Here is a 13808-nt window from a genome sequence, read left to right on the forward strand (position 1 = left end):
ATCGCCGGCGGCCGCGCTCTACCCTTTTCCAGGAAACCGCCATGACCGCCCCCATGCTGCTCAGCGTCGAGAACCTGCGCATCAGCTTTGCGACCGAGCGCGGCCAGTTCGTTGCCGTCGACGACCTCTCCTTCACCGTGGCCGCGGGTGAATGCGTCGCCGTCGTCGGGGAGTCGGGCTCCGGCAAGTCGGTGACGGCGATGTCCATGCTCGGCCTGACCGCGTTCAATGGCGGGAGCATCGACGCCGGCGCCATCCGCTTCCGGCGTCGCGACGGCTCCGACTGCGACCTGACGCAATTGTCCGGAAAGTCAATTCAGCAGATCCGCGGCGACGAGATCGCTATGATCTTCCAGGAGCCGATGACAAGCCTCAATCCGGTGTTCACCGTCGGCGAACAGATCGCCGAAGTGATCCGCCAGCATCGCCGGGTCGATGCCGCGGAGGCAGCACATAGGGCGGTCGATCTGCTCAGGCGCGTGCGCATTCCCGAACCGGAACGGCGCTTTGCCCAGTATCCTCACGAGCTGTCGGGCGGCATGCGCCAGCGCGTTGTCATCGCCATGGCGCTCGCCTGCGAGCCGCGCCTGCTGATCGCCGACGAGCCGACGACCGCACTCGACGTCACCATCCAGGCGCAGATTCTCGATCTGCTGCGCGAGCTGGCGGACGCTTCGGAGATGGCTGTCCTCTTCATCACCCACGACATGGGCGTGGTCGCCGAGATCGCCGACCGGGTCGTGGTCATGCATCACGGCCGCAAGGTCGAGGAGAACACCACGGCCGCGCTGTTCGCGGCTCCATCAGAGTCCTACACCAGAAGGCTGCTGGCCGCCGTGCCCAGGCTCGGCAGCATGAAGCCGTTTGCCGGTCCGCGCCGCTTCGGCGACGAGACGCCGGATTCGGAGACCAGGGCAAAAAGAGAACCGCTGCTTACCGTGCGTGACCTGACGACGCGTTTTCCCGTGCGTACGGGGGCGTTCAAGCGGCACGTCGCCAATGTCCATGCCGTCGATGGCGTCTCGTTCACCCTCGGCAAGGGCGAAACTCTCTCGCTGGTGGGCGAATCGGGTTGCGGCAAGTCCACCACCGGCCGCTCGATCCTCAGATTGGTCGAGCCCAATTCCGGCGCCGTCGAGCTCGAGGGCGAAGACGTGCTGACCCTGACCAAGGACAGGCTCCGGGCCAGACGCCGCGACATGCAGATCATCTTTCAGGATCCCTATGCGGCGCTCGACCCGCGCCTGACCGCCTTCGAGCAGGTGGCCGAACCGCTGGTCATCCACGGAATCTCAACCGGCTCTGCCCTGCGCGATCGCGTGGTCTCGCTGATCCAGCGCGTAGGCCTGACCGAAGAGCAGCTGGAGCGCTACCCGCACGAGTTCTCCGGCGGCCAGCGCCAGCGGCTCTGCATTGCCCGGGCGCTGACGCTTTCGCCCAAGATCATCATCGCCGACGAGCCGGTTTCGGCACTCGACGTGTCGATACAGGCGCAGGTCGTCAACCTGATGATCGAGCTGCAGGAGGAGCTGGGGCTTTCCTATCTCTTCATCTCGCACGACATGGCCGTCGTCGAGCGCATGAGCCACCGCGTCGCCGTGATGTGCCTGGGGCGGATCGTCGAGATCGGCCCTAGGGCCACCGTCTTCGGCGATCCGCGGCATGACTATACAAGGACGCTGCTGTCGGCCGTCCCCAGTCCAGACCCGTCCAGGCGCCGCACCGCCGCACTGCCGGCAGGCCAGCTTCCTTCACCCATCCGTCCGGTCGGCCACGCCTTCGAGGCCCCGGTCTACGACCAGGTCGGCCCGGACCATTTCGTCCTGATGAACTGACGCATGACAGGAGACACCATGCTCGCCACCTTCGCCGCGCCGGGAAAATTCTACCGCGGCAATCTGCACACCCATTCCAACCGATCGGACGGCGGGCTGGAGCCGCAGGACGTCTGCGGGCGCTACAAGGCGGCCGGCTATGACTTCCTCTGTCTCTCCGACCATTTCCTGCAAAACTTCGATTTTCCGCTGACCGATACGCGTCCGTTCCGCGACGAGACGTTCACCACGATCATCGGCGCCGAGCTGCATGCGCCGAACACGCATCTGGGTGAGCTTTGGCACATCCTGGCGGTCGGCCTGCCGCTCGATTTCGCTGCCACGAGCGCGTCCGAGACCGGCCCGCAGCTGGCTCGGCGGGCAGCCGAGGCAGGCGCATTCGTCGGCATCGCCCATCCGCAATGGTACGGGCTCAATACCGAGGACGGGCTGTCGATCGACGCCGCCCACGCGGTGGAGATCTACAACCACACCTGCGAACTGCTGTCGGCGCGCCCGGATGGTGTGGTGATGTTCGACCATCTCCTGAACGCGGGCCGTAAGCTCACCGGCTTTGCCGCCGACGATGCGCACTTCAAGGCTGACGGCGCTTTCGGGGGCTGGGTGCAGGTCAAGGCCGAGGAACTGACGCCGGAAGCCCTGCTCGCGGCGCTCAAGGCCGGTCACTACTACGCCAGCCAGGGCCCGGAAATCCTGTCGGTGGAGCGCGACGGGGACAAGCTCCACGTCGAGACCACGCCCGCCCGTTCGATCTCGCTTGCCGGCCGTGCTTCCGCCTCTGAAGTCGTCCATGGCGAGGCCATCACCACCGCCACGCTCGACCTCTCCAAATTCGCGGGCTCCTGGTGCCGCATGGTGGTCACCGCCGCCGACGGCAAGCGAGCCTGGAGCCAACCGGAATATTTGTGACCGAGGGCATCTGGCGGCTGACAGCCGCCTACGCCGCTGCCTTCTCCACGAGGCGCGCCAGTTGCGTCATCACAACGGCCGAGCCTGCCAGCCGCTTGTCGGGCGTCGGCCAGTCGCGGATGAACACCACGCTCTGGTCGGGCCTGATCTTCGCCAGGCTTCCCTGCTCGCCGATGTAGCGGACGAGACCAACCGGATTGGAGAACTCGCGCTTGCGGAACTGGATTACGACGCCCTTCGGTCCGGCGTCGAGCTTCTCGACATTGGCCTTGCGGCACAGCGCCTTGATGAAGACGATCTTTAGCAGGTGCTTCACCTCTTCCGGCAGCGGGCCGAATCGGTCGATCAGCTCGGCCCCGAAGGCGTCGATCTCTTCCGGGGTCTCCAGTTCGCCCAGGCGGCGATAGAGCGCCAGCCTGAGCTGCAGGTCGGGCACGTAGCCTTCCGGGATCATCACGGCAGTGCCGACCGAGATCTGCGGCGACCAATCGCCGTCCGAAACCTCGCCCGTGCCCTTGATCTCAGCGACCGCCTCTTCGAGCATCTGCTGGTAGAGCTCGAAGCCGACCTCCTTGATGTGGCCGGACTGCTCCTCGCCGAGCAGGTTGCCGGCGCCACGTATGTCGAGGTCGTGGCTGGCGAGCTGGAAGCCCGCGCCGAGCGTGTCGAGCGACTGCAGCACCTTCAGCCGGCGTTCGGCGGTGTCGGTGAGCTGCTTGTTCGCCGGCAGGGTGAACAGCGAATACGCACGCACTTTGGAGCGCCCCACCCTGCCGCGCAGCTGGTAAAGCTGGGCAAGGCCGAACATGTCGGCGCGGTGCACGATCATCGTATTCGCAGTCGGGATATCGAGGCCGGACTCCACGATGGTCGTCGACAGCAGCACGTCGTACTGGCCGTCGTAGAAGGCGTTCATGATGTCGTCGAGCTCGCCCGGCGGCATCTGCCCGTTGGCGATGCCGACCTTCAGCTCAGGCACCTGCTCGTGGAGAAAATCCTTGATCTCGGCGAGATCGGAGATGCGCGGAACGACATAAAAACTCTGGCCGCCGCGATAGCGCTCGCGCAGCAGGGTCTCGCGGATCACCAGCGGATCGAAGGGCGAGATGAAGGTCCTTACCGCCATACGGTCGACGGGCGGCGTCGCGATCAGCGACAGCTCACGAACCCCCGTCAGCGCCAGCTGCAGCGTGCGCGGAATCGGCGTCGCCGAGAGCGTCAGCACGTGCACGTCGCTCTTCAGCTCCTTCAGCCGCTCCTTGTGCTTGACCCCAAAATGCTGCTCCTCGTCGATGATCAGTAGGCCGAGGTTCTTGAAAGTGATCGAGGAGCCCAGCAGCGCGTGCGTGCCGACGACAACGTCGACGGTGCCGTCCGTGATGCCCTTCTTGGTCTCGGCCAGTTCCTTGGAACCGACCAGCCGCGAGGCCTGGCGGACGGTAACCGGCAGGCCGGAAAAGCGCTGCGAGAACGTCTTGAAATGCTGCCGGGCAAGCAGCGTAGTCGGCACCACCACCGCGACCTGGAACCCTTCCATTGCAGCGACGAACGCGGCGCGCAACGCCACCTCGGTCTTGCCGAAGCCGACGTCGCCGCAGATCAGCCTGTCCATCGGCTTGCCGAGCGAGAGGTCGTCCAGCACCGCGTCGATGGCGCTCTGCTGATCGTCCGTCTCGTCGTAGGGGAAGCGCGCGGCGAACTCGCCATAGAGCCCGTCCGGCGGGTTGATTTCCGGAGCCGGCCGCATCTGGCGTTCCGCGGCGAGATTGATCAGCTGACCGGCCATCTCGAGCAGGCGGCGCTTGAGCTTCGCCTTGCGCGACTGCCATGCGCCGCCGCCGAGCTTGTCGAGCGTCGCTTCCGCAGAGTCGGACCCGTAGCGCGACAGGAGTTCGATGTTCTCAACCGGAAGGAAGAGCCGTCCGTCTCCCGCGTAGTGGATCTCCAGGCAATCGTGCGGCGCGCCCGCCGCCTCGATCGTCTTGAGGCCGATGAAGCGGCCGATGCCGTGATCAGAATGCACGACGATGTCGTTGGCCGACAGCGAGGCCACCTCTGCGATGAAATCCGCCGCGCGTTTGCGCTTCTTGCGGCGAACGAGGCGGTCGCCGAGCACGTCCTGCTCCGCGACGACGACCAACCCGTCCGTTTCAAATCCGGCCTCCATCGGCAGCACCGCGAGACCGGCCTGCCCGTCTTTCAGCCGCTCGACGTCTGCGAGTGTCGTCACCTTGGCGAGGTTGCCGAGGTGATGCTCGCCGAGGATCTGGCCGAGGCGATCGAGCGAACCTTCCGTCCAGCCGGCGATCACCACCTTGCGTTTCGCCGCGCGTTCGTCGGCGACGTGTTTCACGACGGCATCGAAGACGTTTGCGTTGGGGTCCGCGCGCTCCTGCTCGAAGCTGCGCCCCGCCCTCGATCCGCCGTGCAGTACCTTGCGGCCCGTCACCTCAGGGGCGTCGAACGGCGTGAGATCTATGCCGGTGCGCTCGCCGATCGCCTTCGCCACGTCTTCCGGCGAAAGGTAGAGCCGGTCAGGCGGGATGGGCTTGTAGGGCACCGCATCCTTCAGGGCGCTGTCGCCCTGCTTCCTGCGGGCCTCGTAGTGGTCGAGGATCAGTGCGTGGCGCTCCGTCAGCGCCTCGTGCGCCAGGTGATCAAACACGACGGGAGCGTCAGCCACATAGTCGAAGATGGTGTCGAGCCGTTCGTAGAACAGCGGCAGCCAGTGCTCCATGCCCGAGAAGCGACGTCCCTCCGACACGGCAGCATAGAGCGCGTCGTCGCGCGACGGCGCGCCGAATGTCTCGATATAGGCGCGGCGGAAGCGGCTGATCGTCTCCGGCGTCAGCGCCACTTCGCTCATCGCCTGGAGCGTCATCGTGCTGCGCTGCCCGGTCGTACGCTGGGTTGCGACGTCAAAGGCCCGGATCGATTCCAGCGTGTCGCCGAAGAAGTCGAGCCGCAGCGCCTCCGGCGTTCCCGGCGCGAATAGATCCAGTATGCCGCCGCGCACGGCGAACTCGCCGATGTCGCGCACCGTCGACACCCGGTCAAAACCGGCGCTTTCCAGCCGCGCGGTCAGCGCTTTCATGTCGATCTGGTTGCCGGGCTTAGCGCGGAAGGTCTGCGCGTCGATGATCTCGGCCGGCGGGATGCGTTGCAATAGTGCGTTAGCTGTCGTCAGCACAAGCGCGCGGTGCGGCGCCCTGGCTAGGGCGATCATCGCGCCGAGCGCATCGAGCCGCCTCGCGGCGGCGTCGGCGCCGGGCGAGACCCGGTCATAGGGTAGACAGTCCCAGGCTGGAAAGTCGAGCACGGGCAGGTCCGGCGCAACGAAGGCGAGGGCCTCGATAAGTTGGGGCAGCTTCTGTCCGTCGCGCGCGACGAAGATCATCGGCCGGTCTGCTGCGATCTCCTTCGAGATCTGGGCCAGCGCGAACGCTTCGTAGCCGTCGGCTACGCCGTCTAGGGTGAACAGCCCGGCCCTGCCCTTCGGCAGGCCGATCGTTTTCGTCAGGCTCATCGGGTCACGTTCAGAATGTCATCGCCCTTCGGAACGCGAGTATGCGCTCGAAGAGCGGTGTGTTGTGTTCGGCCGGGATTTGCCGTTCGCCGGTGACCCAGGCCAGAAGGTCGGTGTCGGGAATATCCAGAAGATGCTCATATTGGTCGATTTCAGCGTCGGTCAAGCCGTCGATCGTCGCATCCGCGAAGGTGCCCAGCACCAGGTCCAGCTCGCGCATGCCGCGATGCCAGGAGCGGAAGAGGACCTTGCGCCGCCGGATGTCCAGCCCATCGCTCGAACGTGTTGTGCCTGTCATCTTCGCCTCTCTTCAGGTGCGCGCCTATAGCGTGGATAGACGCCCGAGTCATGCTTGCATGCGGGGTGCATCCGCCTAATGTCCTCGCCATGTACGCGCTCCACCTCTCGCTCTGCCCGTCCACAACCCCTTCCAGCAGGGAGCGTAGGTGAGATGCGCCCGCCCCTCCTCGATCCGCTGTTCGCGCCCATCACCTCGCTCGACGGCGTCGGCCCCAAGGTGGCCAAACTGATCGAGAACGTCGTGCCCGCCGACCTCGGCGACCGCGCCGCGCGTGTCGGCGACCTGATTTTCACGCTGCCGCACTCGGTGATCGACCGCCGCCATCGACCCGGCATCGCGCACGCGGCCGAGGGCGCAATCGTCACGCTGGAGGTGCGCGTCGACCGCCACCAGCCGCCGCCGCGGGGAAATCGCTCGGTCCCCTACCGCGTCTACGTGCACGACGACACCGGCGAACTCGCGCTGACCTTCTTCCACGCCCACGCGGCCTATCTCGAAAAGTCGCTGCCGGAAGGCGAATGGGTGGTCGTCAGCGGCCGCATGGAATGGTTCAACGGCAGGCCGAGCATGGTCCATCCCGACCACATCGCGCGTCTCGAGGATGCGGCCAGCCTACCGCTCGTCGAGCCCGTCTATCCTCTGACGGCAGGGCTCTCCGCCAAAATCCTCCGGCGCGCGATCGGCCAGGCGTTGGCCCGGGTTCCCGCGATGCCGGAATGGATGGACCCGTCGATTGCGCGCCGCCACACGTTTCCATCCTTCGCGCAGGCGTTGCAGCGCTTGCACAATCCCGCCGACCCCTTGGATCTGTCCGCCGAGGGTGTGGCATGGCGAAGGCTCGCCTATGACGAATTCCTCGCCGGCCAGGTCTCGCTCGCGCTGGTCCGGGCGAATACCCGCCGACTTTCGGGCCGCCCTCTCACTGGCGACGGCCGGATCGAAGACGCAGTCCGTCGCGCGCTCCCCTATTCGCTCACAGCCTCCCAGGAACAGGCGCTCGCCGAGATCAATGCCGATCTGGCCGAGCCCGAGCGCATGCTGCGCCTGCTGCAGGGCGACGTTGGCTCAGGCAAGACCGTCGTTGCGCTGCTGGCCGCCGCCCGCGCCGTGGAAGCTGGCGGCCAGGCGGCTCTCATGGCGCCGACTGAGATCCTTGCCCGGCAGCACCTCGCCACTATCGCTCCACTGGCCGAGCGCGCCGGCATGCGCGCGGCGATCCTCACCGGCCGGGAGAAGGGACGCGAACGGGCAGAGGTTCTCGAGGGCCTTGCGAGCGGCGCGATCCATCTGGTGGTGGGCACCCACGCACTCTTCCAGGAAGCCGTGGCCTATCGCGACCTCGTGCTCGCCATCGTCGACGAGCAGCACCGCTTCGGCGTGCACCAGCGCCTCGCCATCACGGCCAAGGGCAACGCGCCGGACATGCTTGTCATGACGGCGACGCCGATCCCTCGCACGCTCGTCCTCACTGCTTTCGGCGATATGGACGTCTCCCGCCTGACAGAAAAGCCGGCCGGCCGGCAACCGATCAAGACCGTCACCTTGCCGCTAGAGCGCTTCGACGAACTGGTCGACCGGATGCACAAGGCGGTCTCGGAGGGGCAAAAAATCTACTGGATCTGCCCGCTCGTGGAAGAATCGGAGGAGATCAAGCTGATGTCCGCGGAGGACCGTTTCAATTCATTGAAACCTGTCTTTGGATCGGCAATCGGCCTCGTCCACGGGCGCATGAAGGGCGCCGAGAAGGACGAGGCGATGCGCGCCTTCAAGTCCGGCGAGACCCGCGTGCTGATCGCGACGACAGTCATCGAGGTCGGCGTCGACGTTCCGGACGCCACCATCATCGTGATCGAGCATGCGGAACGGTTCGGCCTCGCCCAGCTCCACCAACTGCGCGGCCGTGTCGGCCGCGGCGATCGCGCGTCGACATGCGTGCTCCTCTTTAAGGACCCGCTCGGAGAGACGGCCAAGCGCCGCCTCTCGGTCATGCGCGATACGGAAGATGGCTTCGTCATCGCCGAGGAGGATCTCAAGCTGCGCGGCGAAGGCGAGCTTCTGGGCACGCGGCAGTCGGGCACGCCGGGTTTCCAGGTGGCCCGCATCGAAAGCCATGCGGATCTTCTGGAGGTCGCCCGCGACGACGCGCGGCTGCTGCTCACGCGCGATCCGGACCTGCAGGATGAGCGCGGACAAGCGGTGCGGCTGCTGCTCTATCTGTTCGGACGCGACGAGGCGGTGCGGCTCTTGCGGGCAGGCTGAACCGCACTACTCTGCCGCCTTGCGGCGTCCTCTCAGTGCTGCCTCGGCCAACGCCTGCACCTTCGCCTCAATCTCCGGCCCCACCAGGCCAGCGGAGATCAGCAGCTTCGCGGCGTCCTCGATGCTCATGTCGAGTCGGATCAGGTCCTTCTCGTCAACATAGAGCAAATAGCCGGTGGTGACGTTGGGGGTAATCGGACGGAACACGGCGACGGTGCGGCTGTGCTCCATCGCCAGCGCGCGGTTGATTTCCGATTCCTGCTGCTTGGCGATGAAGACGATCGACCATGCGCCCTTGCGCGGATACTCGAACAGCGCCACCTCCTTGAAGAGGTCGGAACGGTTGGCGAGCACGGTCTCGAAAATCTGCTTCAGCCCGCCGTAGACGTTCCGCACCAGCGGCATGCGGTTGAGCAAGCGCTCGCCAAGACCGACGATGGCGCGGCCGACGAAACTCGCCGTGATGAACCCGATCAGCGTGATCATTACTAGGGCGACGATCAGGCCGAAGCCGGGCACGGAGAACTGCAGGTAGTTTTCCGGATTATAGCGGGCCGGGATGTAGGGCTTCACCCAGGAATCGATCCAGCCCACGACCGACCAGACCAGGTAGGCGGTGATCGCCAAAGGCGCGGTCACGATGATGCCGGTCAGGAAGTAGTTCCTGAGCCGCATCATTGCAGAGGCTTTTTGGCTGATGTCCGACATGTTTGCCCGAGATTGTGCGCTGCACTCCAATAGAGCAGCGTCACGAGGTTTGGACAATCAAATAAGTCGGAGCACCCTGGCGCTATTCGACGGTCACCGACTTCGCGAGGTTTCGCGGCTGGTCGACGTCGGTGCCCATGAACACCGCCGTATAGTAGGCCAGCATCTGGATGGGCAAAGCGTAGATGATCGGCGCGATCAGTTCCGGCACATCCGGCAGTACGATCGTCTCCATCGTCTTCACGGTCGCGTTGGCCGCCCCCTTGCGGTCGGTGATCAGGATGATCTTGCCGCCGCGCGCTGCGACCTCCTGCATGTTGGAGACGGTCTTTTCGAAAATGCGGTCGTGCGGCGCGATCACGATGACCGGCATGCTCTCGTCGATCAGCGCGATGGGGCCATGCTTCAGCTCGCCTGCTGCATAACCTTCGGCGTGTATGTACGAGATTTCCTTGAGTTTTAGCGCGCCTTCCATGGCGAGCGGGAAGCTGGTGTCGCGGCCGAGATAGAGCACGTGGCGCACCTGCGACAGCTCGCGCGCCACCTTCTCGATCTGCTCCTCCAGCTTCAGCACCTGGCTGGCGAAGCGGGGCGCCTCCGACAGCTGGCGCACCAGCGCCTTCTCTTCGTCGGCCGTGACCGTGCCCCGCGCCACCGCGGCGCGTACCGCGAGCGAGGCCAGGACCGAAAGCTGGCAGGTGAACGCCTTGGTCGACGCGACGCCGATCTCCGGGCCGGCCAGAGTCGGCAGGGTGACGTCGGATTCGCGCGCGATGGTCGATTCGCGCACGTTCACCACCGCGCCGATGGGCACGCCTTCCTTGCGGCAGTAGCGCAGCGAGGCCAGCGTATCGGCGGTCTCGCCCGACTGCGAGATGAACAGCGCAGCGCTTTGCTTGCTGAGTGGCATCTCGCGGTAGCGGAACTCCGAGGCGATATCGATGTCGACCGGCAGCCGTGCGTAGCGCTCGAACCAGTACTTGCTGACCAGACCGGCGAGGTAGGCCGTTCCGCAAGCCGAGATCGCCAGGCGATCGAGCGTTGCGAAGTCGAACGGCAGGTCGAGCGGCTTGGAAACGCCCTTGGTGAAGTCGACATAGTGCGCGAGCGTATGCGAGATCACCTCCGGCTGCTCATGGATCTCCTTCTCCATGAAGTGCCGGTGATTGCCCTTGTCGACCAGGAAGCTCGTGCCGATCGACTGCTGACGCTTGCGCTCGACCGGCTCGCCGGCCATGTCGAAGATCTGGATCTGGTTGCGGCGCACCACAGCCCAGTCGCCGTCCTCAAGATAGGTGATCGAGTTGGTGAACGGCGCCAGCGCAATCGCGTCGGAACCCAGGAACATCTCGCCCTCGCCATGCCCGACAGCGAGCGGCGGGCCGTTGCGGGCACCGACGATCAGGTCGTCGTCGCCGCGGAACATGATGGCGAGCGCAAACGCGCCCTGCAGGCGCTTCAGCGACCGATGGGCGGCATCGACAGGTCGCGCGCCGCGCCGCAGTTCGCGGGAAACGAGATGCGCCACGACTTCCGTATCCGTCTGCGAGGCGAACTCGTAGCCGTCCTTCTCAAGTTCGGTGCGCAGTTCGGCAAAGTTCTCGATAATGCCGTTGTGGACGATGGCCACGTCGTTCGAGAAATGCGGATGCGCGTTCGTCTCGTTGGGAACGCCGTGCGTCGCCCAGCGCGTGTGTCCGATACCGATAGTGCCGTCGAGTGGCTCCGCGTTCAGGCGACGCTCGAGGTTGATGAGCTTGCCCTCTGCCCTGCGTCGCGCCAGATTGCCGTGCTCGATGGTCGCCACGCCTGCCGAATCATAGCCGCGATACTCGAGCCGCTTGAGCGCATCCACAATCAGCGGCGCCACCGGCGAATGCCCGACGATACCGACTATCCCACACATGCAATTTCCTCTCGAATCCGGCAGATCTACGGGCGGCTTCTAGGCCCAGTCGCCAGCGGACAGAAATCACATTCAATGTCCGCACATGTCAGCCACGCATCCGTTCTGCGCGCAGACTAGCATCTCGAGGCTTGATGATGGGTTACTGAATTACCTGACTTTTTTGGCCGCAGCGAGCCGCTCGCGCAGCTGTTTGCCCCGGTCCGGCAGCGTCGTCTGCCTGGCGCGACCGAACGCCAGCGCATCGGCCGGCACGGACTCGACGATGGTGCTCCCCGACGCGACATAGGCGCCTGCCCCGATGGTGACCGGCGCGACCAGCGACGAGTTCGACCCGATGAACGCGCCCGGCCCGATGTCGGTGAAGAACTTGCTGAATCCGTCGTAATTGCAGGTGATCGTTCCCGCCCCGATATTGGCGCCCGCGCCGATCCGGGCATCGCCGATGTAGGTCAGGTGGTTGACCTTTGCGCCCTTCTCGACAACCGCCTTCTTCACCTCGCAGAAGTTGCCGACCTTGGCGTCGTCGCGCAGGTCCGCGCCCGGCCGCAGGCGCGCATAGGGTCCGACTTCTGCGCCCGTCGCGACGGTCGCGCCTTCAAGATGCGAGAAGGCGTGGATCACCACGCCTGCCGCAACCTTGACCCCCGCGCCGAAATAGACGTTCGGTTCGACGATCGTGTCCTGCCCGATCTCGGTGTCATGCGAGAAGAAAGCGGTTTCCGGCGCGACGAGCGTGACGCCTGCAAGCATCATCTGACGCCGCTTGCGTCGCTGCCAGATTGCCTCCGCCTCCGCGAGTTCAACTCGGGTGTTGATGCCGAGCACGTTTTCGAAGGCAACATCCTCGGCAAGCACGCGCAGCCCGCGCGCCCGCGCGATCTCCACAATGTCGGTCAGGTAGTATTCGCCTTTCGCGTTGGTGTTGCCAACCGCGTCCAGGAGTTCGAGAGCATGTTCGCCGGCGATCGCCATCAGCCCGCCGTTGCAGAACTTGATCCGACGCTCCTCCTCGGAGCAGTCGCGCTCCTCGCGGATCGCAATGAGTTCGCCCCTGTCCTCGATCAGCCGGCCGTAGCCGGTCGGGTTCTCCGTGCGAAAACCCATGACGACGACGGCAGCGCCGGACGCGAGCGGGCGTCGTGCTGCGGCCAATGCCTCGGCCTCGATCAGTGGCGTGTCGCCGAACATCACGAGCAGGTCGTCATAGCCTTCGGCGATGGCGCTGCGGGCGGCCAGCACCGCATGGGCGGTGCCCAGCCGCTGGGCCTGGACGAAGGTTCGTGCATTCGGTGCAAAGCTCTGCGCGGCGGCGTTCACCTGATCGCTGCCGTGCCCAGTGACAATGGCGACATTGCCCCCCGTGCGTGCGGCGGCGTTTGCTACATGAGCCAGCATCGGAAGCCGTGCGACCTCGTGCAACACCTTGGGCAGCGCACTTTTCATGCGCGTGCCCTCGCCGGCGGCAAGGATGATCGACAGGCAACTGCGCTCGGACATGGTGATTCAGCCTTACTTTGTGCCCAAGCGTCCTAACACCGACTGCGTTGCCAGCCAATCGGGTGCGCACCTCACCCGATGGTTTGAAGGATGGGGAACGTCTCGAGCAGCCAGTAGGAGGCGACCTGGATGCCACCGGTGATGAACAGCACGCCGGCCGCCACGAGCAGCACGCCTATCACCTTCTCGACCCGACCGAGATGCACGCGGAAGCGTGACAGGAAGCGCATGAAGGCCCCGGAGAACAGCGCAGCGATGACGAACGGTATGCCAAGGCCGAGCGAGTAGATGAGCAGCAGGAACGCACCCTCGCCCACGGTCGAGCTTCCGCCCGCCAGCGTCAGGATGGGCCCCAGCACGGGCCCGATGCAGGGCGTCCAGCCGAAGGCGAAGGCCAGGCCCATCAGGTAGGCAGCAGCCACGCTCGCCGGCTTACCCTTGGAATGGAAGCGGGCTTCCCGCGACAGCAGCGGAATGCGGATCACGCCCAGGAAGTTGAGTCCCATGATTATGATCAGGATGCCCGCGACGATCGCCAGTTGCTCCTGCCAGACGCGCAGGAAACGGCCGATCGTGGACGCGCCGGCGCCGAGCGCCACGAACACCGTGGTGAAGCCGAGCACGAAGGCGAGCGACGCCGCGAGCAGCGCCATCTTCTTGCTTCTCTCGACCACACGGACGCCGTCTTCGCGAAAATCGTCGACGCTGACGCCCGCCATGTAGCAAAGGTAGGGCGGCACCAGCGGCAGCACGCAGGGCGACAGGAAGGACAGCGCCCCCGCCCCGGCCGCGGTCAGATAGCCGACGTCAAGTTCCATGCACCCTCGCCTGCGGCATCTGCCGCGCCTTCGGATCAGCCCGCCA

At 65.5% G+C, this 13808-nt stretch carries 9 protein-coding genes; 3 read left to right on the forward strand and 6 right to left on the reverse strand.

The genetic code is table 11. The features are described from left to right. Positions 1–41 precede the first annotated feature (41 nt). Together PD284_RS15485 and PD284_RS15490 are read left to right on the forward strand one after the other, a co-directional pair. Positions 42–1835: an ABC transporter ATP-binding protein gene (locus tag PD284_RS15485; RefSeq protein WP_274629072.1), complete on the forward strand. Its 1794-nt coding sequence runs from the start codon at positions 42–44 to the stop codon at positions 1833–1835. A gap of 3 nt (positions 1836–1838) precedes the next feature. Further along, positions 1839–2744, forward strand: a complete 906-nt coding sequence (locus PD284_RS15490) for a CehA/McbA family metallohydrolase (RefSeq protein WP_274629073.1) — start codon at positions 1839–1841, stop codon at positions 2742–2744. A 28-nt stretch (positions 2745–2772) separates the two neighbouring features. On the opposite strand, the gene mfd is transcribed toward PD284_RS15490, so the two are convergent. Then, a complete protein-coding gene (gene mfd, locus PD284_RS15495; protein ID WP_274629074.1) occupies positions 2773–6270 on the reverse strand; it encodes a transcription-repair coupling factor in 3498 nt (1165 codons plus the stop codon). Positions 6271–6280: 10 nt separating this feature from the next. Then, positions 6281–6568, reverse strand: a complete 288-nt coding sequence (locus tag PD284_RS15500) for an FAD assembly factor SdhE (protein WP_274629075.1) — start codon at positions 6566–6568, stop codon at positions 6281–6283. Positions 6569–6721: 153 nt separating this feature from the next. On the opposite strand from PD284_RS15500, the gene recG reads away from it, so the two are divergent. Continuing rightward, positions 6722–8830: an ATP-dependent DNA helicase RecG gene (gene recG, locus PD284_RS15505; RefSeq protein WP_274629076.1), complete on the forward strand. Its 2109-nt coding sequence runs from the start codon at positions 6722–6724 to the stop codon at positions 8828–8830. Between the two features lie 6 nt (positions 8831–8836). On the opposite strand, the gene PD284_RS15510 is transcribed toward recG, so the two are convergent. The 4 genes from PD284_RS15510 to PD284_RS15525 all read right to left on the reverse strand — a co-directional run bounded on the left by PD284_RS15510 (position 8837) and on the right by PD284_RS15525 (position 13762). Beyond that, entirely contained in the window at positions 8837–9508 is a 672-nt protein-coding gene (locus PD284_RS15510) for a DUF502 domain-containing protein (RefSeq protein ID WP_274629077.1), read from the reverse strand. Positions 9509–9620: 112 nt separating this feature from the next. Then, complete coding sequence (gene glmS / locus PD284_RS15515) at positions 9621–11444, reverse strand: glutamine--fructose-6-phosphate transaminase (isomerizing) (protein ID WP_274629078.1); 1824 nt, start codon at positions 11442–11444, stop codon at positions 9621–9623. 150 nt (positions 11445–11594) lie between these two features. Beyond that, positions 11595–12944: a bifunctional UDP-N-acetylglucosamine diphosphorylase/glucosamine-1-phosphate N-acetyltransferase GlmU gene (gene glmU, locus PD284_RS15520; RefSeq protein WP_274629079.1), complete on the reverse strand. Its 1350-nt coding sequence runs from the start codon at positions 12942–12944 to the stop codon at positions 11595–11597. A 71-nt stretch (positions 12945–13015) separates the two neighbouring features. After that, the gene (locus tag PD284_RS15525) at positions 13016–13762 is read right to left on the reverse strand and encodes a cytochrome c biogenesis CcdA family protein (RefSeq protein WP_274629080.1); all 747 of its coding nucleotides are present in this window, start codon (positions 13760–13762) and stop codon (positions 13016–13018) included. Positions 13763–13808 lie beyond the last annotated feature (46 nt).

It is taken from the genome of Mesorhizobium shangrilense (genome assembly GCF_028826155.1).
Lineage (GTDB): Bacteria > Pseudomonadota > Alphaproteobacteria > Rhizobiales > Rhizobiaceae > Arvimicrobium > Arvimicrobium flavum.